The organism is Massilia pseudoviolaceinigra, assembly GCF_030846505.1.
In the GTDB taxonomy this organism is placed as follows: domain Bacteria; phylum Pseudomonadota; class Gammaproteobacteria; order Burkholderiales; family Burkholderiaceae_D; genus Telluria_A; species Telluria_A violaceinigra.
In genome coordinates this window covers 54,336-79,918 of record NZ_JAVCWL010000020.1, presented here as the reverse complement: position 1 = coordinate 79,918, position 25,583 = coordinate 54,336, and the positions used below count along the sequence as shown (strand labels likewise).

26 protein-coding genes and 1 tRNA gene are annotated in these 25,583 nt (G+C 61.3%); 3 read left to right on the top strand and 24 right to left on the bottom strand.

The annotated features are described in order from the left end of the window. Positions 1–55: 55 nt before the first annotated feature. The 3 genes from RBA40_RS19980 to RBA40_RS19970 form a co-directional block, all read right to left on the bottom strand. Entirely contained in the window at positions 56–787 is a 732-nt protein-coding gene (locus RBA40_RS19980; RefSeq protein ID WP_306649506.1) for an arginyltransferase, read from the bottom strand. 83 nt (positions 788–870) lie between these two features. Further along, on the bottom strand, positions 871–1,599 hold the full coding sequence (gene aat, locus RBA40_RS19975) for a leucyl/phenylalanyl-tRNA--protein transferase (RefSeq protein WP_306649505.1): 729 nt from the start codon (positions 1,597–1,599) through the stop codon (positions 871–873). A 3-nt stretch (positions 1,600–1,602) separates the two neighbouring features. Next, positions 1,603–2,187 (bottom strand): NUDIX hydrolase, encoded by a 585-nt coding sequence (locus tag RBA40_RS19970; protein ID WP_306649504.1) that lies wholly within the window; start codon positions 2,185–2,187, stop codon positions 1,603–1,605. Between the two features lie 180 nt (positions 2,188–2,367). Here RBA40_RS19970 and RBA40_RS19965 point away from each other — a divergent pair. Further along, positions 2,368–2,444: transfer RNA gene (locus RBA40_RS19965), tRNA-Met, on the top strand. Positions 2,445–2,556: 112 nt separating this feature from the next. Here RBA40_RS19965 and RBA40_RS19960 read toward each other — a convergent pair. The 6 genes from RBA40_RS19960 to RBA40_RS19935 form a co-directional block, all read right to left on the bottom strand. Continuing rightward, the gene (locus RBA40_RS19960; RefSeq protein WP_306649503.1) at positions 2,557–3,003 is read right to left on the bottom strand and encodes a helix-turn-helix domain-containing protein; all 447 of its coding nucleotides are present in this window, start codon (positions 3,001–3,003) and stop codon (positions 2,557–2,559) included. A 1-nt stretch (position 3,004) separates the two neighbouring features. Beyond that, the gene (locus RBA40_RS19955) at positions 3,005–3,415 is read right to left on the bottom strand and encodes a type II toxin-antitoxin system RelE/ParE family toxin (protein WP_306649502.1); all 411 of its coding nucleotides are present in this window, start codon (positions 3,413–3,415) and stop codon (positions 3,005–3,007) included. 252 nt (positions 3,416–3,667) lie between these two features. Then, entirely contained in the window at positions 3,668–4,696 is a 1,029-nt protein-coding gene (locus RBA40_RS19950) for a MerR family transcriptional regulator (protein ID WP_306649501.1), read from the bottom strand. A gap of 58 nt (positions 4,697–4,754) precedes the next feature. After that, positions 4,755–5,648 (bottom strand): DNA-3-methyladenine glycosylase family protein, encoded by an 894-nt coding sequence (locus RBA40_RS19945; protein WP_306649500.1) that lies wholly within the window; start codon positions 5,646–5,648, stop codon positions 4,755–4,757. A gap of 8 nt (positions 5,649–5,656) precedes the next feature. Further along, positions 5,657–6,556: a DMT family transporter gene (locus RBA40_RS19940; RefSeq protein WP_306649499.1), complete on the bottom strand. Its 900-nt coding sequence runs from the start codon at positions 6,554–6,556 to the stop codon at positions 5,657–5,659. 109 nt (positions 6,557–6,665) lie between these two features. Beyond that, positions 6,666–7,682 (bottom strand): XdhC family protein, encoded by a 1,017-nt coding sequence (locus RBA40_RS19935; protein ID WP_306649498.1) that lies wholly within the window; start codon positions 7,680–7,682, stop codon positions 6,666–6,668. 49 nt (positions 7,683–7,731) lie between these two features. Between RBA40_RS19935 and RBA40_RS19930 the strand changes: the two genes are divergently transcribed. After that, positions 7,732–7,866 (top strand): hypothetical protein, encoded by a 135-nt coding sequence (locus tag RBA40_RS19930; RefSeq protein WP_267876238.1) that lies wholly within the window; start codon positions 7,732–7,734, stop codon positions 7,864–7,866. A gap of 5 nt (positions 7,867–7,871) precedes the next feature. On the opposite strand, the gene RBA40_RS19925 is transcribed toward RBA40_RS19930, so the two are convergent. From RBA40_RS19925 to RBA40_RS19870, 12 genes are all read right to left on the bottom strand, one after another. Further along, positions 7,872–8,267 carry a surface-adhesin E family protein gene (locus RBA40_RS19925; RefSeq protein ID WP_306649497.1) on the bottom strand — a complete coding sequence of 132 codons (396 nt, stop codon included), beginning with the start codon at positions 8,265–8,267 and terminating at the stop codon, positions 7,872–7,874. After that, positions 8,264–9,352 carry a M48 family metallopeptidase gene (locus tag RBA40_RS19920; RefSeq protein ID WP_306649496.1) on the bottom strand — a complete coding sequence of 363 codons (1,089 nt, stop codon included), beginning with the start codon at positions 9,350–9,352 and terminating at the stop codon, positions 8,264–8,266. The genes RBA40_RS19925 and RBA40_RS19920 overlap by 4 nt, the downstream gene beginning before the upstream one ends. Before the next feature lie 13 nt (positions 9,353–9,365). Then, a complete protein-coding gene (gene dut, locus RBA40_RS19915; protein WP_306649495.1) occupies positions 9,366–9,815 on the bottom strand; it encodes a dUTP diphosphatase in 450 nt (149 codons plus the stop codon). 14 nt (positions 9,816–9,829) lie between these two features. Further along, positions 9,830–11,050, bottom strand: a complete 1,221-nt coding sequence (gene coaBC, locus RBA40_RS19910) for a bifunctional phosphopantothenoylcysteine decarboxylase/phosphopantothenate--cysteine ligase CoaBC (protein ID WP_099882333.1) — start codon at positions 11,048–11,050, stop codon at positions 9,830–9,832. A 17-nt stretch (positions 11,051–11,067) separates the two neighbouring features. Continuing rightward, positions 11,068–11,586: a signal peptidase II gene (gene lspA / locus RBA40_RS19905; protein ID WP_306649494.1), complete on the bottom strand. Its 519-nt coding sequence runs from the start codon at positions 11,584–11,586 to the stop codon at positions 11,068–11,070. A 21-nt stretch (positions 11,587–11,607) separates the two neighbouring features. After that, on the bottom strand, positions 11,608–14,535 hold the full coding sequence (gene ileS / locus RBA40_RS19900) for an isoleucine--tRNA ligase (RefSeq protein WP_306649493.1): 2,928 nt from the start codon (positions 14,533–14,535) through the stop codon (positions 11,608–11,610). A gap of 72 nt (positions 14,536–14,607) precedes the next feature. Further along, positions 14,608–15,579: a bifunctional riboflavin kinase/FAD synthetase gene (locus RBA40_RS19895; RefSeq protein WP_306649492.1), complete on the bottom strand. Its 972-nt coding sequence runs from the start codon at positions 15,577–15,579 to the stop codon at positions 14,608–14,610. Between the two features lie 132 nt (positions 15,580–15,711). After that, complete coding sequence (locus RBA40_RS19890) at positions 15,712–16,953, bottom strand: tetratricopeptide repeat protein (protein WP_306649491.1); 1,242 nt, start codon at positions 16,951–16,953, stop codon at positions 15,712–15,714. A gap of 67 nt (positions 16,954–17,020) precedes the next feature. Then, positions 17,021–17,455 carry an ExbD/TolR family protein gene (locus RBA40_RS19885; RefSeq protein ID WP_289310579.1) on the bottom strand — a complete coding sequence of 145 codons (435 nt, stop codon included), beginning with the start codon at positions 17,453–17,455 and terminating at the stop codon, positions 17,021–17,023. Between the two features lie 80 nt (positions 17,456–17,535). Beyond that, complete coding sequence (locus tag RBA40_RS19880; protein ID WP_306649490.1) at positions 17,536–17,976, bottom strand: ExbD/TolR family protein; 441 nt, start codon at positions 17,974–17,976, stop codon at positions 17,536–17,538. Between the two features lie 6 nt (positions 17,977–17,982). Further along, positions 17,983–18,918, bottom strand: coding sequence for a MotA/TolQ/ExbB proton channel family protein (locus tag RBA40_RS19875; RefSeq protein ID WP_306649489.1), 936 nt, complete (start codon positions 18,916–18,918; stop codon positions 17,983–17,985). An 88-nt stretch (positions 18,919–19,006) separates the two neighbouring features. Next, positions 19,007–19,669, bottom strand: coding sequence for an energy transducer TonB (locus tag RBA40_RS19870; RefSeq protein ID WP_099875536.1), 663 nt, complete (start codon positions 19,667–19,669; stop codon positions 19,007–19,009). A gap of 245 nt (positions 19,670–19,914) precedes the next feature. Between RBA40_RS19870 and RBA40_RS19865 the strand changes: the two genes are divergently transcribed. Continuing rightward, positions 19,915–20,178, top strand: coding sequence for a hypothetical protein (locus RBA40_RS19865; RefSeq protein ID WP_306649488.1), 264 nt, complete (start codon positions 19,915–19,917; stop codon positions 20,176–20,178). A gap of 139 nt (positions 20,179–20,317) precedes the next feature. Here RBA40_RS19865 and RBA40_RS19860 read toward each other — a convergent pair whose 3' ends face one another. The 3 genes from RBA40_RS19860 to RBA40_RS19850 form a co-directional block, all read right to left on the bottom strand. Further along, entirely contained in the window at positions 20,318–21,844 is a 1,527-nt protein-coding gene (locus RBA40_RS19860; protein ID WP_306649487.1) for a SpoVR family protein, read from the bottom strand. Between the two features lie 30 nt (positions 21,845–21,874). Then, on the bottom strand, positions 21,875–23,143 hold the full coding sequence (locus RBA40_RS19855) for a YeaH/YhbH family protein (RefSeq protein ID WP_306649486.1): 1,269 nt from the start codon (positions 23,141–23,143) through the stop codon (positions 21,875–21,877). 85 nt (positions 23,144–23,228) lie between these two features. Then, positions 23,229–25,151 carry a PrkA family serine protein kinase gene (locus RBA40_RS19850; RefSeq protein WP_306649485.1) on the bottom strand — a complete coding sequence of 641 codons (1,923 nt, stop codon included), beginning with the start codon at positions 25,149–25,151 and terminating at the stop codon, positions 23,229–23,231. Positions 25,152–25,583 lie beyond the last annotated feature (432 nt).

Sequence of the window (25,583 nt, the reverse complement as noted above, 5' to 3'; positions counted from 1 at the left end):
GTTGGTGCGGGTCCCGGCATTTTACCGTGTGCCAGCGCCGACCGCCCACAAGCTGCTATCGGTTGAGCAGACTCCAGATGCCGTCGATGCGCGCTTCGAGCGGGCGGAAGTTGATCTTGTAGGCCATCTTGGGACTTTGTTCGATCCAGTAGCCCAGATAGACAAAGGGCAGTTTCAGTTCGCTGGCCTGGGCGATCTGCCACAGCACGTTGTAGGTGCCGAAGGAGGCCCCGGGTACGTCGGGATCGAAAAAGGTGTACACCGACGACAGGCCGTCGGAAAGCACGTCGATGATCGAGACCATGCGCAGCACGCCGTCATCTGGGTCGCGAAACTCCACCAGGCGCGTGTTGACCCGGCTTTGCAGCAAAAACTGCGCGTACTGGTCGCGGCTGTCCTGGTCCATGCCGCCGCCGACATGGCGCGTGGTCTGGTAGCGCAGGTAGAGCGCGTAGTGTTCGTCCGAAAAACTCAGGTTGGCGACCGTGGCCACCAGTCCCGCATGGCGGGTCCAGGCGCGCCGCTGGCCGCGGCTGGGCGCGAATTCGGCGGCGCGCACGCGCACCGGGATGCAGGCGTTGCAGCCGTCGCAGTAAGGACGGTAGGTGAAAATGCCGCTGCGCCGGAAGCCATTTTTGACCAGTTCGGAGTAGACGTCGGCGTTGATCAGGTGCGACGGGGTGGCCACTTGCGAGCGCGCCTGCCGGGCGTCGAGGTAGCTGCACGGGTAGGGCGCTGTGGTGTAGAACTGCAGCGTCGAGAAAGGCAGGTCGTTTAAGTGCGTCATGCAGTCGCTTTCGATACGGCGTAGTTGCGATCGGTGGCCCTGGTTGCTTCCTTGTTATCTATTGTAGCGAAACTTTACGCTGTTTACCGCGTCTGTGTAAATGGCGATCCCGGTTTCCACTCGGCGATGCCCGGTTTGGCGATCGCGTCGCTTAAATGCGCCAGAAATGCGGCGCGCGAGATGGGGGCGGCGCCCAGCGAAGCCAGGTGGCCGGTCTCCTGCTGGCAGTCGATCATGGTCACGCCCTGTCCGCGTAAAAAGGCGACCAGCCATGCCAGTGCGATCTTGGAGCCGTCAGTCACGCGCGCGAACATCGATTCGCCGTAAAACATGCGTCCTATGCACACGCCATAGGCGCCGCCGACCAATTCGCCATCGAGCCAGAGCTCGGACGAGTGGGCGTAGCCCATCGCATGCAGGCCGGTATAGCCTTTGACGATCTCGTCCGAAATCCAGGTGCCCGGACCATCCTTGCGCGGGGCGGCGCAGGCGCGCATCACGTCCTCGAACGCGCAGTCGAAGCGTACCTGCCAGCGCCCGCCTTCTTCCATGCTGCGCCCGACCCGGCGCAGGGCCTTGCGCAGACTGTCGCTGATGCGAAAATCGGCCGTCATCAGCACCATGCGCGGATCGGTACTCCACCACAGGATGGGTTGGCCTTCGGAAAACCAGGGAAAGATGCCGTGCCGGTAGGCGCTCAGCAGGCGTTCGGGCGAGAGGTCGGCGCCGGCCGCCAGCAGGCCCGGCGCGTCCGATGTGAGCGCTTCGGAAACGTCGGGAAACGGCGAATGGGTTTCAAGCCAGGGGATCATGGCTTAGTCGGGATCGCTGGAGATGCGCATCGGGCGCACGATGTCGTGCGTGTGAAAGCCGAAGCCGCCGCCTTCGCGCATGCGGGCGCAATCGGCGAAAAACAGTTCCAGCGTCTTGCGGATGGTGGGGAAGGCCAGTTCCTCCCAAGGAATCTCGTGCTCGGCGAACATGCGCACGTCCAGGCTTTCAATGCCGGGAGCGAAGTCCAGGCTGCGCAGGCGGGCCAGGTAGAACAGGTGGACCTGATGCACCTGGGCCACGTTCAACAGGCTGAACAGGCTGCCGATGTCGATGTCGGCGCCGGCTTCCTCTTCGGTTTCGCGCACGGCGGCCTCGGCCGTCGTTTCGCTGTTTTCCATGAAGCCGGCCGGCAAGGTCCAGAAACCGTGGCGCGGTTCGATGGCGCGCTTGCAGAGCAGCACGCGGACCTCTTCGCCTTCCGGTTGCCAGACGGGAATGGAGCCGACGACAAGTTTGGGGTTTTGGTAGTGAATCGCCGCGCATTGCTTGCAGACATAGCGCGGACGGTTATCGCCCTCGGGGATGAGCAGGTCGACGGGATGGGCGCACTCGGAACAAAATTTCATAGGGAATGGGAAGAATGATTTTCGCTTACTTTACACCGATTGCCGGGCCAATGCGGTTCGCGCAGAGGGTAAACGGGGGCTGACGCCCCTGCACCCGCGTTCGGCTAGGCCCTATCGCACGCCTTGATTGGATTAATATTGCCTAATTACGAAAAGCCCCCTATAATAGCTACATACAGACGCGGGGTGGAGCAGTCTGGCAGCTCGTCGGGCTCATAACCCGAAGGTCACAGGTTCAAATCCTGTCCCCGCAACCAAATACAGCAAGCCGCTGATTCTCTTACAGGAATCAGCGGCTTTCGCTTTTGCGGGTTGGGTATTTGCGCTGGCGTCCATGCAGGTCCGGATGCGCCTCAGGCAAACGCCAGCTCAGGCGGTGGTTTTTTTCTTGGTGGTTGTCGCCGCTACCGTCTTGGCCGTCGCCGCATTTCTTTTCTGTGCTTTCAGCGGAAGCTTGCCAAGTGCGGGGGCGTCCGCAGGCGCCATATCCGTCCAGGGATGAAAATTTGGCAGGGGAATTCTTTTGCCTTCTTTACTAAGCAGCGTGATCTCCAGATCCATTCCTAAAGCATTCACGTAACGTTGAAGCGTGGAAACGTAGATATCTGTCCGTTTTTCCAGTTGGGATACCGCATTTTGCTGAATGCCCAAGGTCTTGGCTATTTGCGCCTGGGTCTGCCCGACCGCTTTCCGTAAAACTTCCAGTGAGTCAGCTTGAGCAATCATATTGTCCGCGTACTTCTGCGCTTTAGACTCGATGGTCTTCCTGCGTTCTGGTGGAAGAGCACTCATCAATTCCGCGATGGATTTCCCCATGTCACTTCTCCTTCTCTTTCCTGTCAAGTGCTTTCAGGTGTAAACCAAAACGCGCATCGGCTACAGCAATCAGTTTTTTGTAGAACAAATTTTCGTTTTTGCCCTGCTTGTTTGCGGCCGCCAGGATTACGCCTCGACGTTCGGGATCGAAAGCAAATGCGGCACGCCAGATTTGTGTTCCGTCCTGGGACGTGAAACGGATTTCCTTCATGTTGTCGTATTTCGACTGTTTTAACGTATCGACCAATGGCCTGCCGTGTTTTGGACCCGCAATTTCGATTGCCCTTGCAGCAGCCAATAACTCGTCCCTGATGTCTTCATCCAGTTGCATGAACTCACGTTGAAATTCCTCATGCAGAGACATCACCCACATGTCCGGAGGCTCAATCGTGGGCTTTCTTCGCGTATTCAAGTATCACCTCCGCGTGATATCACGTCAAGCTGATACGGCAAGTAGCGCTCCAGCGATCCGATGACTGGTGTTACTCATGAGCGACTCCTGACGTGGCGACTGGCGCCAACAATTCGGAAGCCCTCAATCTATCAGCGTCGTGCACGCAGTTCAACCGTGCCAGGGCCACGAATCGACGGATCTGCGGACAATGTTCTTGCCTGTTGAGGCTGGACAAGAACATCGCCTTGTCAGATGATCGAGCGCGCCAGCTCAGGAATGCTGATGCAACGCCGCCATGGCCTGCCCGATGTACGCCTTCATTTCATCGGTGATCCAGCTGCCGATCATCAGCAGCGGCTCCTTCTCGTAAGCGACGCGGATTTTCGCGTGGGTGGCGGGATCGTCGCCGGCGAACGACTGCGACAAGTCGATCCACTCGCGCATCAACTGCCCCACCTGCGGATCGGCAGGCGCGGCGCCGCTGGCAATCGCCTTGCGCACCCGCGCGATCAGCCCGGGCCACTCGTCCATGCGAATGCGGTAGTGCGCATCCATGTACGCAAACTCTTCGGGCGACAGGTATTTTTTGAACATCGCCAGGCGCGACTGCGCGAACGCTTCCTTGAGATACGCCTCGACGTCGGGCGTGACGCCATTCTGCTGGCGCAGGGCCGGCTCGCGCGCCTGCATGGCGAGAATGCGCACCATGACATCCGGGTCGCCGTTGGTGTCGCGTTCCATCTTGAGCATCCATTCCTGCGACAGCGTTTGCGCTTCGACGGCCGCCGGCGGCGTGCCCGCAGCGATCATCTGCTTGAAGCGCGCCACCATCGCATCCCACTCGGCGATGCAGGCGGCGTCGCCGGCGAAAAATGGCAGCTGTTTCAGTTCTTCTTTTGAAAAATAGGTATCGACCATCGTCATCAACTCCAGAGTAGTGAGCCACGCGGCCAGGTCGGGCTCCACGCCGGCATCGAGTTCACGGTGCAGCGTTGTCAGCTGCTCGCGCAAGATGCCGGCCTGGTCGATCTGTCGGGTCAGCGCGGCGATCTGCTGCTCCACGATGGTCGACAGGCTCGAGCCCTGATTGGCCAGGAAGGTTCCGATGTCGGCCAGCGACACGCCGAAACGGCGCAGTGCCTGCACCTGGTGCAGGCGGGCGATGTCGTCGCGGTTGTACAGGCGGTAGCCGGCGTCGGAACGCGCCGAAGGGGAGAGCAGGCCGATACTGTCGTAATGATGAAGCGCGCGCACCGTCAGTCCCGACCGTTTCGCCAGCTCGCCTATTTTTAACTTCATCGAATCACTCCTTGTCTTCATGCGTAAGCGCAGTGTGGAGTCTGACGTGGCGTCAGGGTCAAGCGGCTTGTTCGTCGACGCGCGGATGCAGGCTGGTCCACAGGTGGGCCGCGGCCATGGTGCGGTGCGGTGCATAGCGCGCCAGCAGCGCTTCGGTGCGCGCCATGTCCGGCTTGGCGTCTTCGCCCAGCAGATGCTGGAACGCCGCGCGGATCGCCACGTCGCCATGCAGTGAACAATCGGCGTAGCCGTAGCCGCGCAGCAGGGCGTAGTTGACGGTCCACGGGCCGATGCCCTTGACGGCCAGCAGCGAGGCCGCCACCCGGGCCGCGTCATCGCTGCGATCAAGCGTCAGTTCGCCGCTGTCGACCAGGTGCGCAAGGCGCAGCAGGGTGTCGGCCTTGGAGCGCGAGAATTTGCGGGTGGTGAGATCGCCGGTATCGAGGCGTGCCACGTCGCGCGCCTCCGGATAGCACCACAAGCCGCTGCTGTGCTGCCGCCCGGCCTGCAAAATGAAGGTGCGGCGCAGCGCAATGGCGAAGGTCAGGTTGATCTGCTGGCCGATGATGGCCCAGGTCAGCGCCTCGAAAATCGTGGCCGACTGCACGATGCGCAAACCGGGCTGGCGCTGCACCACGGGCCCCAGCAGCGGGTCGCCGGCAACGGCCGCCAGGAAGGGCGCCGGGTCGATGCGCAGCGCCAAAATGTTAAGCAGGGCGTCGTCGATCTGGCGCAGATCGTCGGGCGCAAGCGCTCCGTCGGCCTGCACCGTGCAGTGTGCCAAGTCGGCGCCGAGGGCGATGTCGAGCAAAACCGGTACGCCGCCGATCATCACGCCCTTGCGGATACGCCCCGGCTCGACCTGTTCGGCCACGGCTTCGGTATCGCGGCTGTGGAAGGCCAGGATATCGGCGCTGCGGTAAAGCGCCGGAAGGGGGATCGACGTCTGCAAGCGGCTGCCTATTTGCTGGTGGAAGAGGGCGCAACGATAGCACGTGCGCCGAACGGCGTGAATCCGGTCACCAGCGCCGTGCCGGCGATGACCACGGCGGCGCCGGCGACGGTGTGCCAGCCCACGTGTTCGGATAAAAACAGCACGCCCCACAAAATGCCGAACAGGGGACTGAGAAAGGTGACCGTGAGCGCGGACGTCGGGCCGACTTGCTGTATCAGCTTGAAGTACATGATGTAGGCGATGCCGCTGCAAAGCACGCCCAGTGCGAGCGCGGCGCCCATGATGCCCGGCGTCGCCGTGGCGGGAGCGGGGAAAAACGGCAGCGCCGGAATCACCAGCAAGGTGGCGGCCCACATGCTGCCGTGCGCGTTGGCGTACGGTTCGACGGTTTTGGCCGACCTGGCGTAGGTGCTGGCCACGCTGTAGCAGAAGGCGGCCAGCAGGGCGGCCGCGATGGCGAGCGGCGCGCCGGGACGCGTGGTGACGTCGTCGAAGCCGACCAGCAGGGCCACGCCGCAGGTGCCGAGCACCAGGCCCAGTACCTGCTTGCCGGCGATGGCCTGGCGCGACCAGAGCGCGCCGATCAGCGCGCCCCACATCGGCGCGGTGGCGTTGAGCACCGACAGCACGGAGGCCGACAAGGTGCGCGCGGCGAAAGCGAACAGCAGAAAGGGCAGGGCGGAGTTGATGAAGCCGAGGATCAGGTAGTGCTTCCAGTTGGCGGCCAGGTCGAGGCGCTTCTTGAGGATCACGCCGACGATGGCCAGGAACACGGCGGCAAAGGCGACCCGGTATTCGATCAGCACGGCCGGCCCGAGCACCGGCGCGGCGATGCGCATGAAGAGAAAGGAACTGCCCCAGATGGCGGCAAGGACGATCAGGCGAAGCAGATTGGCTGTGTTCATGGTGGATTCCCGGTGCGTCGTCACGCTGTGTAACGAAGCGGCATTGTCCAGCGCCGGCGCGGTGCGGGCAACCCGTTTCTTGCCATGACACTGGCTATTACTGGTGTTGTTAAGTCAGCGCGGCCGCGCACGCCTCGGTGCCGGCCGGCTCCAGCGCGGCCGCGTGGCGCACCTGCAGTTCGGCCGGCACACCGTTCTTGACGGCGGTGAGCTCCGCCAGGATCGAAATGGCGATCTCCGACGGTGTCTTGCTGCCGATGTACAGGCCGATCGGCCCGTGCAGGCGCGCCAGCTGCTCGTTCGACAGATCGAACTGCCTGAGTCGCTCGCGCCGCTTGGCGTTATTCAGGCGCGAGCCGATCGCGCCCACGTAAAACGCATCGGATTTGAGCGCCTCCATCAGCGCCAGATCGTCCAGCTTGGGGTCGTGCGTGAGCGCCACCACGGCGCTGCGGTGATCCAGGCGCGACTCGAGCACCAGGTCGTCCGGCATCATGTGCACCAGTTGCACGCCCGGCAGATTCCAGCCGGAGCGGTACTCTTCGCGCGGGTCGCACACGGTGACGTGGTAGTCCATCGCCGTGGCGATCTGCGCGAGAAAGCGCGAGAGCTGCCCGGCGCCGATGATGAACAGGCGCCAGCGCGGACCGTGCACGGTGGTCAGCACGCCATCGGCCAGCAGTTGCACCGCGCCGGCCTGCGCCGCCGTCAACGTGACCGCGCCGGTTGCCAGGTCGAGCCGGCGCGCCAGCAGTTCGTGCGCTTCCAGGCGCGCAAGCAGTTCGTCGATGGCGCTGGCGCTCGACAGCGGCTCGATCGCCAGTTCGATGGTGCCGCCGCAGGGCAGGCCGAAACGGTGCGCTTCGTCGGCGCTGATGCCGTAGCTGACCACCTCGGGAATGGTGCGCGTGATGCCGAGCCGGCGCACGCGCTCGATCAGGTCATCTTCGATGCAGCCGCCGGAGACCGAACCGACCACGCTGCCATCGTCGCACATGGCGAGCGTGGCGCCGATCGGGCGCGGGCTCGAGCCCCAGGTCTTGATCACCGTGATCAATTCGCAGCGCCGACCGGCGGCGATCCACGCGGAGGCGGTCTTTAATACTTCCAGGTCTATGCTGTCCATTGAATCGAATATACTGGCGCTCCTGAATCGAGCACATGGTGGTGGGAAGATGAGCAATGATACAAAAAATGACGATGGCTCGCCGAAGTTCGGGCGTTTGCTGATCGTGCTGGTGGCGGTGGTGGTCTTTTGCGGCGTGCTGACGTGGGTGATGGGAACCTACTTCCCGGATTTCCCGAGCTGAACGCGCTAGCGCTTCCTGCGCTTGCAGATCACCTGCAGCGCGCCGTCCGACACGCTGTCGGGCACGATGTCTTCCGGCGCGAATTTTTCGTACTTGAAGTTTTGCGAGACGGGCCCCTTGCCCATCGCCTCGGCGTAGTACACCTGGCTGAGCAAAGTGGTGGTGCGCTCGGCGCATGAATACAAATGCAGGGCCTTCATCGACAGGTACGGCGTGCCTTCCGGCGTGGCCTGCTCTTTAGCGTACGACACCAGCGACCACACCTTGTAGCTCTTGTCGCTGCGGATAATGCTGCTCTTGTCGATGTACGACTGGCTGCCCGCGGCCGATCCGACCTTCACCCACTGCGCGGCGTGCGCCAGCAGTGGGATCGTCAGGAAGGCGAGCAGCAGCTTTTTCATGGCGCGACCGGTTTTTTCGCGGCCTGCTTGGCGCGGATGTCGGCGGTGGCCTTGTCGATCGCGGCCAGGCGCGCGGCGGTGCCCGGGTAGTTGGCGACATAACCATTCAATACCGTGGCTGGATAGGTCGCCGCCAGGCGCTTCCAGAACGCCGGGGCGCCATCGATGCCCACACCGGCGCGCACCAGCACGTACATGCTGAGCTGGGCGGCGGCGGCGTCGAGTTCGGGCGGCATGGCCTTGATGCCGCCACTGCCGATCAGCATCGACGTATCCGGCCGCACGTTGGTCAGGTTGTCGATGATGCTGCCGATGGTGCCGACGCTGCGCTGCGACGTGGCATGGCCCAGGATGTTGTGCGCGATGCCCTTGGCCAGCAGGTACGCGATTTCTTCGTCGCTCTTTGCAAACTGCAGCATGCCGCGCGTGACCAGGACGCGCGAGCCGTCTGCGTAGGAGTTGACGTTGTCGGCGTTCCCGAGTTCGATGGCGAAACCGCAGGCGCGCGTGACCGGAACGGTCAGTTCGCGGGTCTTGTCGTCACGTTCGATCTGCAGCGCCAGGCTGGCCTGGCTGGCCACCAGGGGGCCGAATACCGCGCCGACCGTGCTCGATGCGTTGGGGCCGACCGGCAGTGCCTTGCCGCTGGCGGAAATGAGATTGTCGCCGCGCCGCAGTCCGGCGCGCGCAGCGCCGCTGCCGGCCAGTACGCCCGTCACCTGCAGGCGTTCGCCCATGTCGAAGGCGATGCCGGCCGCCTCATTGTATTCGCCCGGATACCAGTAGCGGTTGCGCGCGGTGAAGCCGAGCAGGTTGCGCGTGGATGCCTTGCACAAGTCGGCGTTGTTGATCAGGAGCGGCGCGGCGATCCGGTACAGGCGTTCCTGCATGGCCGCCATCTTGGTGAGCGCTTCGGCGGCGGCCGCCAGGCGCGGCGTGATCGTGCGCGCGGGCGGTTCCACCGGCTGTTGCGGCTGTGACGTTGGCGGTGTTTCCGTCACGGGGCCGGGCGTGGTGCACGCCGCCAGCAGCAGCGCAATACACAGTGCCGGCACAGCCGGACGCAGACCAGTGAAGCGGGCCATAGACTTCTCCAAATTAGTGTTTTCCGGTGCTGCCGAAACCGCCCGCACCGCGTTCGCTCGTGTCGAAATCGTCGACGATGTTAAATCCGACCTGCACCACCGGCACCACGATCAATTGAGCCAGACGCTCCATGGGGTTGAGCGTGAAGGCGTTCTGGCCGCGGTTCCAGGTCGATACCATCAGTTGTCCCTGATAGTCGGAGTCGATCAAGCCTACCAGATTCCCCAGCACGATGCCGTTCTTGTGGCCCATGCCGCTGCGCGGCAGGATCATGGCGGCGTAACCGGGGTCGCTCACATGGATCGCCAGCCCGGTCGGAATGAGCACGGTGGCGCCGGCTTCGATGGTGATCGGCTCGTCGATGCAGGCGCGCAGGTCAAGCCCGGCGCTGCCCGGAGTGGCGTAGGCCGGCAGCTGGTCCTTCATGCGCGGGTCGAGGATTTTGACGTCAATGGTTTTCATGGTACAGGTGCTTTTTACTTGAGCAGGGAGCGCTGTTCGATGCGCTTTGCGATTTCTGAAATGAGCTGGCGCGCCAGCGTGAGCTTGTCGGCGCGCGGCAGTACGGTGTGGCCCTGGTCGTCGAACAGCATGATGCTGTTGTCGTCCTGGCCGAAGGTCTGGTGGCCGATATTGCCGACCAAAAGGGGAATGCCTTTTTTCTCGCGCTTGATGGCGCCGTATTCGACCAGGTTCTCCGATTCGGCGGCAAAGCCGACGCAGTACGGCCAGCCCGATACGGACGTGGTGGCGGCGACCGAGGCGAGGATGTCGGCATTCTGTTCGAACTGAAGGCTGGGCGTGGCGCCGTCGTCCTGCTTTTTCATTTTCTGCGCACTGGCGTTGGCCACGCGCCAGTCGGCCACCGCCGCCACGCTGATGAACACATGCTGGCCACCGACGGCGTTCATGACCGCGTCATGCATCTGGCGCGCGCTTTGCACGTCGGTGCGGCGCACGCCGTGTGGCGTGGCCAGGGCGGTCGGGCCGGAGATGAGGGTGACCTCGGCCCCCGCTTCGCGCGCGGCGCGGGCGATCGCATAACCCATTTTGCCGGACGACAGATTGGTGATGCCGCGTACAGGATCGATCGCTTCGAAGGTCGGTCCGGCGGTGATCAGCACGCGCTTGCCCGCCAGGACCTTGGCCTGGAACGAGGCGATGACTTCGTCGAGCAGGTCGGCGGGTTCCAGCATGCGGCCCAGGCCCGTTTCGCCGCAGGCCTGTTCGCCGGCAGCGGGGCCGAAGATGCAAATGCCGTCCGCGCGCAGCTGGGCGGCATTGCGGCGCGTGGCGGGGTTTTCCCACATCTCGACGTTCATGGCCGGGGCGACCAGCAGCGGCACGCGCTGCGGGCGCGCCAGGCACAGGGTCGAGAGCAGGTCGTCGCACACGCCGTGCGCGAGTTTGCGCATGAAGTCAGCCGAGCAGGGCGCGATCAGGATCGCATCGGCCCCGCGCGTGAGGTCGATGTGGGCCATGTTGTTGGCCACGCGCGCATCCCACTGGTCGGTGTGGACCGGATGGCCGGACAAGGCCTGCATCGTCACCGCGGTGATGAAGTGGGTGGCGGCGTCGGTCATGACCACCTGGACCGAGGCGCCCTGCTTGATGAGCGCGCGGCACAGGTCCGCGGCCTTGTAGCAGGCCACCCCGCCCGAGAGGCCGAGCACGATTTTTTTACCCTTCAGGTCCATCGACATGCGCTTTCTCCTTATTGCCGGTTCACGCGCCGCAGTTCGTCGTAGATGAACAGGCCTGCGCCGAGGCAGATGGCGCAGTCGGCCACGTTAAAGACGGGGAAGCTGCCGACACCGTTCAGGTGGAACAGCAGGAAGTCGACCACGTGACCGTAAGCGACGCGGTCGATCACGTTGCCGATGGCGCCGCCCATGATCAGGGCCAGCGCCCAGCAAAACAGGCGCTGGCCGGCATGGCGCTTCAACAGGTAGACGATGAAGCCGACCGCCAGCACCCCGACGATGGTAAAGAAGTAGCGCTGCCAGCCCGGCTGGTCGTTGAGCAGGCCGAATGCGGCGCCCTTGTTGTACGTCAGCGTCAGGTTGAAGAAGGACGTGATGACCTTCTCCTCGCGGAACACGAAGGTCTTCTGGATCGCGATCTTGGTCAGCTGGTCTATCAGGATGATGATGGCCGCGATGCCCAGCCAGGGCATCATGCCGGAGCCGCCTTGCGGCGCGGACGAGAACAGCTGTTTCTTTTTGGTTGCCATGGGGTGGTGTCGTGTTGGTGTTTATGCGAAGGCGCGCTTCTCGCCGCTGCCGAACAAATTGCTGAAGCAGCGGCCGCACAGGGCCGCATGCTCGGCGTGGCTGCCGACGTCGGCGCGATAATGCCAGCAACGCTCGCATTTCGGCGCGGCGGAGGCGGCCACCACGATCGCCTCGCCGGCATCGTCGGCCACTTCGGCTACCTGGGCCTGCGAGGTGATGAAGACGAATTTGAGGTCGTCGTCCAGGCTGGCCAGCAGGCGGTATTTGTCGCCACTGGCCTTGATGGTCAGTTCTGCCTGCAGCGACGAGCCGATGGCGCCCGAGACGCGCAATTCTTCCAGCTGCTTGGTGACGTCGGTACGCACCGCGCGCAAGGTCGTGTATTTGTCCAGCAGGGCGGCGCCGTCGGCCACCTCGGGCAGGGTCCAGAAGGTTTGCGTGAAGATGGTTTCGTCGCTGGCGGCAAAGGCGTCGGCGTCGGCAAATACGGCCCACGCTTCCTCGGCGGTGAAGCTGAGCATCGGCGCCATCACGCGCAGCAGGCTTTGCGTGATGTGCCACAGCGCGGTCTGTGCCGAGCGGCGGGCCGAGGAATCGACCGCCGACGTGTACAGGCGGTCCTTGAGGATGTCGAGGTAGAAGCCGCCCAGGTCTTCCGAGCAGTAGTTCTGCAGCTTGGAGACGACCGGGTGGAACTCGTAGCGCTCGTAGTGGCTGGCGATGTCGTTCTGCAGCGCGGCCATGGCGGCGATGGCGTAGCGGTCGATTTCGAGCAGGTCGGCCGTCGGCAGCGCGTGTTTGGCGTGGTCGAAGTCGGAGGTGTTCGCCAGCAGGAAGCGCAGGGTGTTGCGGATGCGGCGGTACGATTCGGTCACGCGCTTCAGGATCTCTTCGGAGATCGACAGTTCGCCCGTGTAGTCGGTCGAGGCGACCCACAGGCGCAGGATGTCGGCGCCCAGGGTGTCGGAGATTTTTTGCGGCGCCATCGTGTTACCGAGCGACTTGGACATCTTCTTGCCCTCGGCGTCGACCGTGAAGCCGTGCGTGAGCAGCGCTTTGTACGGCGGGCAGCCATTGAGCATGGAGGACGTCAGCAGCGAGGAATGGAACCAGCCGCGGTGCTGATCCGAGCCTTCGAGGTACAGGTCGGCCGGGAAGTGCGACTGGGCCGCGTGCGAGCCGCGCAGCACGGTCTGGTGGGTGCAGCCGGAATCGAACCAGACGTCGAGCGTGTCCTTGTTCTTGACGTACATTGCGGCGTCTTCGCCCAGCAGGTCCTTCGGTTCGATATCGAGCCAGGCATCGATGCCGCGCTCTTCGAACAGCTTGGCGATTTGCTCGAGCAGCTCCGGCGTGCGCGGGTGCAGCTGGCCGGTTTCCTTGTGCAGGAAGAAGGCCATCGGCACGCCCCACTGGCGCTGACGTGAGAGTGTCCAGTCGGGACGGTTTTCGATCATGCCGTGCAGGCGCGCCTGGCCCCAGTCCGGGAAGAAGCGGGTTTCGGTGATGCCCTTGAGGGCCGTCTCGCGCAGGGTCGCTCCGCCGTCTTTGGGCGTGACGTCCATGCCGGCGAACCACTGGGAGGTGGCGCGGTAGACGATCGGGGTCTTGTGGCGCCAGCAGTGCATGTAGCTGTGGTCGAACATCTTCAGTTCGAACAGGGCGCCGGCAGCGGTCAGGGCCGCGCAGATGGGTTTCGACGCTTCCCAGATGGTCAGGCCGCCGAACAGCGGCAGGGTCGAGGCGAAGCGGCCGTCGCCCATCACCGGGGTGAGGATCTCGTCATCCTTCATGCCGTGCGCCTTGCACGAAATGAAGTCGTCCAGGCCGTAGGCAGGCGCCGAGTGGACCACGCCGGTGCCGCTTTCGGTGGTGACGTAATCGGCCATGTACATCGGCGAGAGGCGGTCGAAAAACGCGTCGGCCGCATGCAGCGGATGCTTGAACGAGAGGCCGTCGAACGCCTGGCCCAGGCACGTTGCAATGACCTTGCCTTCGAGCTTGTAGCGCAGCAGGCAGGACTCGGCCAGGTCGGCCGCCAGGATGAGCAGCAGCGGCTTGCCGTCACGCGTGGTTTCGACCAGCGCGTAAGTCACTTCAGGATTGACGTTGAGCGCCTGGTTGGACGGGATGGTCCATGGCGTGGTGGTCCAGATGACGATGAAGCCATCGCCGGCAGGCAGCGCGGGCAGGCCAAAGGCGGCGGCCAGTTTGTCGTGCTGGGCGAACGGGAAGCCGACGTCGATGGCCGGATCGCGCTTGTCCTGGTATTCGACTTCCGCTTCGGCCAGGGCCGAGCCGCAATCGAAGCACCAGTTCACCGGTTTCAGGCCGCGGTACACATAGCCTTTGTCGAGCAGGGTGCCGAGCGAACGCAGTTCATCGGCCTCGTTGCGAAAGGCCATGGTCAGGTACGGGTTGTCCCATTCACCGAGCACGCCCAGGCGAATGAAGCCGGCGCGCTGGCGGTCGACCTGTTCGAGCGCGTAGGCGCGCGCCTTTGCCAGCACGTCGGCGGTCGGGAGGTTTTTGCCGTGCAGTTTTTCGATCTGGATTTCGATCGGCATGCCGTGGCAATCCCAGCCCGGCACGTAGGGCGCGTCGAAACCGGCGATGCCGCGCGATTTGACGACCATGTCTTTCAAGATCTTGTTGACGGCGTGGCCGAGGTGGATGTCGCCGTTGGCGTACGGCGGGCCGTCGTGCAGCACGAACATCGGACGGCCCTTGGCCGCCTTGCGCACGCGCTCATAGATTTTTTTGTCCTGCCATTGCTTGACCCAGCCCGGTTCGCGCTTGGCCAGGTCGCCGCGCATCGGGAACGGGGTGTCGGTCATGTTGACCGGGTATTTGCTGACCGGCTTGGCGTCCTTTTTCCCGTCTTTTTTGGCGGCCTGTGGGGCTTGCTGGTTCTGCTCTGGTTTGCTGGTTTGGCTATTGTCGGACATATTTTTCTTCAAGGAGGTGTATCTGGGTGTCTTCGATGGTGACGCAGGTGGCAGCGGGCTGCGGGTGCGGCGTCAAATTCGGTCGGTGGCGGTCAGGGCGGCGGCGCGCCGCGCGAACCAGGCGCGCGCCTGGTCGCTGTCGCGCGCGATCGCGGCGGTCAGGGTGGCCAGGTCGGTGTATTTTTCTTCGTCGCGTATCTTTTCCAGGAATTCGACGCGCACCATCTTGCCGTAGCAGGACTGGGCGAAGTCGAACACGTGCACTTCGAGCAGCACGCGGCCGCTGTCGTCGACGGTGGGGCGCACGCCCAGGCTGGCCACGGCGGGCAGCGGCTCGGGCCCCATGCCATGCACCTGGACGACGAAAATGCCCGACAGGGCGGGGCGGTGCGCCACGCGCAAATTCAAGGTCGGGAAGCCGAGCGTGCGGCCCAGCTTCTGGCCGTGGATCACGTGGCCCGACATGGCGTACGGGTGGCCGAGCAGCTGGCCGGCCTGGCCGAAGTCGCCCGCGGCGAGCGCGCTGCGCACGGCCGACGAGGAAATGCGCTGGGCGCCGTGCATCACGGTGGGCAGCGTTTCGACATGAAAGCCGTGGCGCTTGCCCGCTTCGATCAGCATGGCGACATTGCCGGCGCGCCGCGCGCCGTAGCAGAAATCGTCGCCGACCATCAGCCATTTGACGTGCAGGCCCTCGACCAGCACGCGCTCCACAAAGTCCTGGGGCGAAATGGCAGCGAAGTGTTCGTTGAAGTGTTCGACGATGACGCGGTCGATGCCGGCGTTCGAGAGCGACTGCAGCTTGTCGCGCAGGTTGGCGATGCGGTTCGGGGCTTTCGACAGGTCGCCGGCGCGGCGCGCGAAAAATTCGCGCGGGTGCGGCTCGAACGTCATCACGGCCGCTTCCAGTCCAAGGTCGGAGGCGGCGGCGCACACGCGCGCCAGCAATGCCTGGTGGCCGCGATGGACACCGTCAAAGTTACCGATCGTGAGCGCGCAGGGCGCGCGCGCCCGGTCGTTGGGAAGTCCGCGAAAAACCTTCATAGGGTGCTCTTGGGATGACTGTGCATGAACAGACCAACATAATCGAAACAGCGATTATACGTTCAAAGCTAAAAAGCGCTGCCTGCAAGATGCAGACAGCGCTTTCAGGAGACTACGTTGTCGCAGTGCCGATCAAGTCATTGGATGATTGATGGCCATGATCCAGTAGCGTGCCAGTTCGGCCGTGCCGTCCTTGCCGCCCACCGTTTTGAGGGTGGAGATGGCTTTGGCTTTCTTGCCGGCGGCGGCGTAGGCCTGGCCCAGGCGCAGCTTGGCATCTTCTGGACGCTTGAGGTTACCGGCGGCGCTGGCTTTTTCCATCAGCGCCAGACCTTTTTCGGCCTGGCCGGCTTGCACCATGGCGTAGCCCAGGTTCACCAGTCCATCGTTATCGGCGACCTTTTGCAGCGATGCTTCGGTGGTGGCGACGTTCTTGTTGAACTCGGCCAGGGTTTTGTCGGCCAGGTCTTTCAGGCGCTGGTGACGCGGCGCATCGGCGCCCACGCCGAGGATGCCTGCCTTGTAGCCCTTGTCGACGATCTTGACCGCTTCCGCAGCGGCGCCGTCGCGCAGGACCAGCTGGGCCAGTTCCATGTATTCGCTCGGCTTTTTCAGCAGGTTGTTGGCCAGTTGCAGGCGCGAGACGTCGACGCGCAGGCGGTCGGCGAAGCCAGGTTTGCTGACGATGCGATTGAGCAGGTCGGCCCAGTAGCTCGCCTTCGGATAGTGGGCGGCGAGTTTTTCGATCGTCGCCACATAGCCTACCTTGTCGCCGCTCTTGTTCTGCAGGTTGGCCATCCATTGCAGCGGTTCTTCCGGCGGGGTGCGGCCGGCTTTTTCGGCGGCACGCAGGTCCGCTTCGAGCAGCCTGGTGGCTTCGGCGGCGTTACCCATCGCCATGTAATTCTGGATCAGGTAGGCGCGCAGCTTCGGATCGTCGCGCTCCTTGAGCGAACGCTGGATGGCGGCGTTGGCCTTGCCGAATTCCTTGGCGCGCATGTAAATGCCGATCAAGCCTTCGGAGAAATTGGCGCGTTCGCTGGCGGACAGTTTGCCCGAGTCGATCAGTTTTTCGAAGGAGCGGGCGGCGGTATCGTAGTCGCCGGCGGTCGAGGCGGCGGCGGCGCGCACGCGTTCGATCAGGTATTGCTCATTGCCGGTCGGGTTTTTACCGTCGAGCTTGCGCAGTTCGTTCAGCGCATCCTTCGCGCGTCCGGCTTGCATCATTTTCTGGGCGGCTTGCAAAGGGCCGCCGATTTCCGGGCGCACGGCTTCCGCCGCGTAAGCAGTGGACAGACCGAGGACGGGCGTTGCTGCGGTAAAGCCAAGAGCGGCCATGGCGAGGCCGAGATGTGCGAGACGAAACTTGATCATTGGGACTCTTTCAATCAAAAGCGAAACGGCAGGTTTACCCTGCCGTATCGTCAATTAGCAATAGCGCTTATTGGAACTGTTCGTTACCGACCATGCCGATCTTTTTCACGCCAAGACGCTGGGCAGTTGCCATGACGCCGGCAACATACTTGTACTCGACCAGCTTGTTCGGACGCAAATGCACTTCCGGCTGATCCGCATCTGGCATGGACGAGATGGCGTTCATCTTCGCTTCCAGGGCAGGGCGGTCGGCGACGACCTCGTTGTTCCACAAAATCGTGCCATCGAAGTCGACGTCCACCGTGATGACCACCGGTGGTACTGGCGGTGTCGAGGCTGGACCGACAGGCATGTTCAGATTGACCGAGTGGTTCTGTTTCGGAATCGTGATGATCAACATGATAATCAAGACCAACATAACGTCGATCAAGGGGGTCATGTTCATTTCCATCATTGGTTCCGGATCCGCACCGGCGGCGGGGGAACCGACATTCATACTCATGATGTTTCCTTTTCTAATGTTGGAACCCGCAAGGCGCGGGACCGGTGCCGCTGGTCCCGCGCCCTGCCGAAGGAGGGCTCTTAGCGGGTGCCGCCAGTTTTATCTGGTGGTTCCGTGATAAAGCCGACCTTCTGAATCCCAGCACGCTGTGCCGTGAAGATCACCTTGCCGATGAACTCGTAACGCGTCTGTTGATCGCCGCGTACGTGCACTTCAGGCTGCGGCAGCTTGACGGATTCCTTTTTCAGGAACTCGAACAGCTCGGTCGTGTCGTTCAGACGGGTCTGATTCCAGTACATGTCGCCTTCTTTATTGACGACGATGTTCACCGTGGTTGGCTTAGGTTTCAATGCCTGGTTGGTTTCCGAAGGTAATGCGATCGTTTGCAGTTTCAGAACCACCGGGCTCGTAATCAAGAAGATAATCAGCAGAACCAACATGATGTCGACAAGCGGCGTCGTGTTGATTTCTGACATGACTACGTCTTCTTCTCCGCTATCGGAGCCGACGCTCATGGACATGGTGAATTATCCGATCTTTTTCGCGCCGGCGGCACGGCCAGCTTCGCTCGTCGACATGGCACCCGAAATCAGGACCGAGTGAACGTCAGCGCTGAACGAGCGGACATCTTCCATCGCCGACTTGTTACGACGAACCAGCCAGTTGTAACCCAGAACCGCAGGAACCGCAACGAACAGACCGAACGCGGTCATGATCAGCGCTTCACCCACTGGACCTGCAACTTTATCGATCGATGCGTTACCCGACATACCGATGGCGGTCAGTGCATTGTAGATACCCCACACCGTACCGAACAGACCGATAAACGGTGCGGTCGAACCAACGGTTGCCAGGAACGACAGGCCGTCTTGCAGACGCGATTGAACTTTGTCAACAGCGCGCTGGATCGACATCGTCACCCAGGTCGACAGGTCGATCTGCTCAAGCAGGGCGCCGTCGTGGTGATTGGTTGCCTTGGTGCCGGTTTCAGCGATGAAGCGGAATGGGCTGCCTTCTTTCAGGGTAGCCGAACCAGCTGCGATCGACGATGCTTTCCAGAACTTGGCCTGGGCTTCTTTCGATTGCTTGAAGATCTTGGCCTGGTCGATCAGCTTGGTGATCAGGATGTACCACGAACCCATGGACATCAGCGACAGGATGATCAGCGTGCCTTTGGAGACGAAGTCGCCTTCTGCCCACAGTGCTTCGATACCGTACGGGTTATGAACCGCTTCTTTTTCGCCTTCTTTGACTACTGGAGCTGCTGGTGCTTCAGCTGCCGGCGCTGCTGGAGCAGCTGCTTCTGGTGCTGGTGCCGCAGCTGGAGCCGCTGCATCTGCCGCAGGGGCTGCCGCTGGAGCAGGAGCGTCAGCGAAAGCTGGTGCGGAGACCAGCGCTGTAGCTGCTGTAACCGAGAACAGGACAGCCGCCATTGCAGCGGACAAACGGGTATTCTTAAACATGCTTCCTCCAAATTTATAAAATAATCAGTTCGCTGAACATAATGACAACGAAAATCACAGTAGTGAGACTAAACTGCCGCCTCGGTTCTTAATCCAGCGTCCAGACGTATTGCATTTGCATCCACGCTTGTTCCGGCTTGCCATCAACCATCGTTGGCTTGAACTTGCACTTACTAATACCGGCCTGCGCCGCTTTGTCCAGATCGCGGAAGCCGCTCGACTTCACGATCTTCGAATCGGCGACGCGACCGTCAACACCAATCAGGAAAGACAAGGTTACCGTGCCGGTTTCTTCGTTACGCAAGGAAGCTTTTGGGAACTCCGGTTTTGCGCAAGTGTTGAAATCGGCAACCGCTGCGACGCGGACTGGATTTGGATTAGCCGGCGCTGGTGGTGCAGGAGGCGCTGGGGTTGTCGGGCGTGGCAGTTCCGTCGTGGTCGGCTTGACATTGGTCGCCGTGGCGATCGTGTTTTGCACCGGTGGCGGCTGCTGTACGTTCACTTCGACCGGCGGAATGAATGGAGGCGGAGGCGCCTTCATTTCAGGCGGCGGCGGCGGTGGCGGAACATCCGGCGGAGGAGGAGGTTTGACCTCTTCGACAATCTTGGTTTCCACTGCTTCAGCCATTTTCGTGACCATGCGGGTGCCAAGACCGCTTACGATCCCCCAAGCCACCAATGCGTGAATAGCGATAACGACCGCAATGCCAGTGAAATTCTTCCCGGGGTTCTTATCATGCGAAAAATTCATGCCTGCTTTCTCCAATACCAACTCTTTTTGTTGCTACTAAACCCACAAAACACGACAAGACCTTGAGCCGCATCCGGGACGTCGGCGAATTATACCTACGAATTCTTTTTTTACCATACATTTTTACGGCTCCAAATCGGTTCGATTCAGAGTGTGAAAACGATTGTCAAAGGCCTCGCTAGAGCCATGACCTGCATCTTCCGGTAAAAAAAGCAATACTAAAATGCTACGTCAATTTGAAGGGCATGCAAAAACGTACAAAATGCATGGAACAATGGATTGAACCCGTTGTTTCTTACACTTTGCTGACACTCCGCCAAATAGAATTCGACCCCGCCGTGGCGATTATGCTAACTATAGCCAGTTTTATTGAGGGGGGGCGTACTGTTGAAAGCCACGGTTGCGCATCCGGGAACTTGCTGTCGAAAGGCTGGCTGCGCAGCGCCCGCAAGACCGTCATCGCGTCGATGCCGGACCAGTCAGGCGCGCCAAGCTATGCGCCTGGCTAATGACTGTCATCACGTCAGCAATATAGCATATTGATGCGTGCGTACCAGTCTTTTTTGCGCGGACATGGACGATTATGTTGCGCTCATCTGGTAGGGCCGGGTGGGGAGCCCGGCAGCCGGACTTCCACCGGCTGGCGGATCAGGCGCGGCTGCGCTTCTCGCGCTTGCACTCGAGGCTGCTGAGGATGTTCCCGGACGGGTCCACGGTATCCAGATGGACATCGAAGCCCCACAGGCGCGCCACGTGCTTGAGCACTTCCTGGGCGTGCTGGTTGAGCGGACGGCGCTGGAACTGGGTATGGCGCAAGGTCAGTGCCCGGTCGTCGCGCGTGTTGACCTGCCAGACCTGGATGTTCGGTTCGCGGTTGCCCAGGTTGTACTGTTCGGCCAGCTGCTGGCGCACGTAGCGGTAGCCGCGTTCGTCGTGGATGGCCGAGATGGTCAGCTTCTCGTTCTTGTCGTCGTCGAGCACGGCGAAGAAGTGGAAGTCGCGGATCAGCTTTGGCGAGAGGTACTGGGCAATAAAACTTTCATCCTTGAAATTTCGCATCGCAAAGTCGAGCGCCACCCGCCAGTCGGTGCCGGCAATGGCCGGGAACCAGTCGCGGTCTTCCTGGGTCGGGTCTTCGCAGATGCGGCGGATATCGCTCATCATGGCAAAGCCGAGCGCATACGGATTGATGCCGCTGTAGTACTGGCTGGTGGCGGGCGGCTGGTAGACGACGTTGGTATGGCTTTGCAGGAACTCCATCATGAAGCCATCGCCGACGATGCCCTCTTTATATAGTTCCTGCAAAATCGTGTAGTGCCAGAAGGTGGCCCAACCCTCGTTCATGACCTGGGTCTGGCGCTGCGGATAGAAGTATTGGGAAATCTTGCGCGTGATGCGCACCATTTCACGCTGCCACGGTTCGAGCAGGGGGGCGTACTTTTCGATGAAGTACAGCAGGTTTTCTTCGGGCTCGGGCGGGAAGCGCGGGATCGCGACATCGGCCGCTTCCTCATCGCGCCGCGGCACCGTGCGCCACAGGGCGTTGACCTGGGACTGGGCGTATTCTTCGCGTTCTTTCTGGCGCGCATTTTCTTGCGCCATCGATAGCTTGGCGGGGCGCTTGTAGCGGTCCACGCCGTAGTTCTGCAGCGCATGGCAGGAATCGAGCAGCAGCTCGACCGCATCGATGCCGTGGCGCTGTTCGCACTCGGCGATGTAGTTCTTCGCGAACACCATATAGTCGACGATGGCGTCGGCGTCGGTCCAGGTGCGGAACAGGTAATTGCCTTTGAAGAAGGAATTATGCCCGTAAGCAGCATGGGCAATCACCAGCGCCTGCATGGTCAGGCTGTTTTCCTCCATCAGGTAGGCGATGCAGGGGTTCGAGTTGATGACGATCTCGTACGCCAGGCCCATCTGGCCGCGCTTGTAGCTTTTTTCCGTGGACAGGAAATGCTTGCCGAACGACCAGTGGTTATAGGATACCGGCATGCCGACCGAGGTGTAGGCATCCATCATCTGCTCGGCGGTGATGATTTCGAGCTGGTTGGGGTAGGTGTCGAGGCCGAATTTTTTGGCGACACGGCGGATTTCTTCGTGCGCGTGCTCGATCAGGTCGAAGGTCCACTCCGACTGCTCGGGCAGGGCGCGCGGGTGTTTGGGGTCTCTTGGCATGGCTGTGTTCTCCTGGTGCCGACGAGTTAACTATTTTGGCTGCTTCTTGAATAGTTCACGGAAGACCGGATAGATGTCGGCCGGTGTGACAATTTTTTGCATCGCAAAGTTCGCATGGTGATTCGACACTTCGGCGTACTGCTCCCACAGGTTCTGCGGCGGGCCGTCGGTGATTTCCACATACGTGTAGTACTGGACCGACGGCATGATGGTGTTGATCAGCAGCTGCTTGCACAGCACCGAGTCGTTGTCCCAGTTGTCGCCGTCGGACGCTTGGGCGACGTAGCTGTTCCACTCGCCGCTGCCGTAGCGCTCGCCGATGACCTTGGTCAGCAGGTGCAGCGCCGACGACACCACGGTGCCGCCCGATTCGCGCGAATGGAAGAATTCTTCCTCGTCCACTTCGGACGCGGCCGTGTGGTGGCGGATGAACACCACCTCGATCTTGTCGTAGGCGCGCTTGAGGAACAGGTACAGCAGGATGAAGAAGCGCTTGGCGGTATCCTTGCGCGTCTCGTCCATCGAGCCCGATACATCCATGATGCAGAACATCACGGCTTGCGTCATCGGCTTGGGCACCTTGATGCGGTTGCTGTAGCGCAGGTCGAACGGGTCGATGAAGGGAATCGCCAGCAGCTTGGTGTGCAGATGATGAATCAGGCGCTTGAGTTCGACCACGCGCACGTCGTCGAGCGGCACGCCTTCTTCCAGCAGGGCGATCAGTTCGTTCTCGGCTTCCAGCACGGCCTTGCGCGAACTGCCGCCGACCGCGATGCGCCGCCCCAGCGCCCCGCGCAGCGAGCGCAGCACGTGGATGTTGGACGGCGTGCCTGACATATTGTAGCCGGCGCGCTGGTTCTTGAATTCCGTGGTGGCGGTCAATTGCGTCTTGACCATATTAGGCAATTCCAGGTCTTCGAAGAAGTAATTCATGAATTCTTCGCGCGAGAGCTCGAAGATGAAGTCGTCTTCCGATTGCTGGTCGCTGTTGCCCGCCTTGCCGCGTCCCGATCCGCCGCCGCCCTTGGGCCGGTTGAACTGGTCGCCCTTCTGGTATTCCTTGTTGCCGGGGTTGATGGTTTCCCACACGCCGCCGTGGGCGTGGCCGAAATTCGGCTCGTTCACATCCTTGACGGGAATCGACACCTTCTCGCCATTTTCAATATCGGTGATCGAGCGGCCCTTGATGGCCCGCCCGACAGCGTCCTTGATCTGGCTTTTGTATCGCCGTAGGAAGCGCTCTCGGTTGATCGCTGACTTGTTCTTGCCTTGCAAGCGTCGGTCGATGAGATAGGTCAAAACGGGCCTCCTGCTTCAAATCCTGTTTGCGCCTGGCGGGCGCCGTGGCGGCCAGGCGGACCATGACAGCCCGCCGAAGGTCGCCTTACGACGACTTGCGCACGCGCAGATACCATTCGCACAGCAGGCGCACCTGCTTGGCGGTATAACCTTTTTCCACCATACGCGCCACGAAATCGGCGTGCTTGTTCGCGTCCTCGGCACTGGCCTTGACGTTGAACGAAATGACCGGCAGCAGTTCCTCGGTATTCGAGAACATCTTCTTCTCGATCACGGTGCGGAACTTTTCATAGCTGGTCCACGCCGGATTCTTGCCGCCGTTGGTGGCGCGGGCACGCAAGCCGAAGTTCACGATCTCGTTGCGGAAATCCTTGGGATTGCTGATCCCGGCCGGCTTCTCGATCTTTTCCAGCTCGTTGTTGAGCGAATCGCGGTCGAAACTCTCGCCCGTGTCGGGATCGCGGAATTCCTGATCCTGGATCCAGAAGTCGGCGAAGGTCACGTAGCGGTCGAAAATGTTCTGGCCGTATTCCGAATAGCTTTCCAGGTAGGCGGTCTGGATTTCCTTGCCGATGAACTCGACATAGCGCTGCGCCAGATGCTCCTTAATATAGGAGAAGTAGCGCTGCTCGGTTTCGGGCGGAAACTGCTCGCGCTCGATCTGCTGCTCCAGTACATACAGCAGGTGCACCGGATTGGCCGCCACTTCGGTATTGTCGAAGTTGAAGACCTTCGACAAAATCTTGAACGCGAAGCGGGTCGACAAGCCGTTCATGCCTTCGTCCACCCCGGCATAATCGACATACTCGTGCATCGACTTGGCCTTCGGATCGGTATCCTTCAGGTTCTCGCCATCGTAGACCAGCATTTTGGAGAAAACGCTCGAATTTTCCGGGTCCTTCAGACGCGACAGGATCGCGAACTGCGCCATCATTTTCATGGTGCCCGGCGCGCACGGGGCTTGCTCGAGCGACGAGTTGCGGATCAGCTTATCGTAAATCTTGATCTCGTCCGACACGCGCAGGCAGTACGGTACCTTGACGATGTAAATGCGGTCGAGGAACGCTTCGTTATTGCGGTTGTTGCGGAAGGTTTTCCACTCCGATTCGTTCGAGTGCGCCAGGATGATGCCGTCGAACGGAATCGCGCCGAAGCCCTCGGTGCCCTTGTAATTGCCTTCCTGCGTGGCCGTCAGCAGGGGATGGAGCACCTTGATCGGCGCCTTGAACATCTCGACGAACTCCATCAGCCCCTGGTTGGCCAGGCACAGACCGCCCGAGTAGCTGTAGGCATCCGGATCGTCCTGGGCGTAATCTTCGAGCTTGCGGATATCGACCTTGCCGACCAGCGAAGAAATATCCTGGTTGTTCTCGTCGCCCGGCTCGGTCTTGGAAATGGCGATCTGCTTGAGCACCGACGGATAGCGCTTGACCACGCGGAACTGGTTGATGTCGCCATTGAATTCGTGCAGGCGCTTGACTGCCCACGGGCTCGGAATGGTGCGCAGGTAGCGGCGCGGAATGCCGTAATCCTCTTCCAGGATGACGCCGTCTTCTTCCTCGTTGAACAGGCCGAGCGGCGATTCGTTCACCGGCGAGCCTTTCAGGGCGTAGAAGGGCACCTGTTCCATCAGCACCTTGAGCTTTTCGGCGATCGACGACTTGCCGCCGCCCACGGGGCCGAGCAGGTAGAGGATCTGCTTGCGTTCTTCCAGGCCCTGCGCGGCATGGCGGAAATACGATACCACCTGCTCGATGACTTCCTCGGTGCCGTAGAAGTCGCGGAAGGCCGGATAAATCTTGATCACCTTGTTGGCGAAAATGCGCGACAGGCGCGTGTCGTTGCGCGTGTCCACCAGGGTCGGCTCGCCGATCGCGGCCAGCATGCGTTCCGGCGCGCTGGCATAGGTGAGCTTGTCCTTTTTGCACAGTGCCAGATACTCAGAAAGGGAATATTCCTCTTCGCGGGTACGCTCGTAGCGAGCTGCGTAGTTGTCAAAAATGGTCATTTGAATGTCCTTTAATGTGCTGTCACTACTTCACTGTCACTGGCAGTCGTACCGACGGCGTGCTGTCCAGCCCTGGTCGTTGGCGTACTTTCTTTGAGCCGCCGCCGGCATTCCCGTTCCAGTAATTCTGAAACAAAAAACGGATAACGATATTTATTATTTTACCGGTGTTTCCCGGTGATTTTGCGCGTGCCGACGACGTCTTCTTACGCCTGTGAAATTTATTATGTGCCTAATAGTTCCGGAAGTCAAAGTAATGTAGAGTAAGCTGATGTAACGATGTTAAGTGGTTGATTTAAAACGAAAAAACAGCAGGTTTATACCTTTGGGTGCTGTCTCTTTTTTGCCTTAGATGTTCGTTATGCATGTCGTCTTGATCAAGGTTTCCTGCACTAATGTAAGAAGCACATCGCGCCCATCGAAGGTGATTGG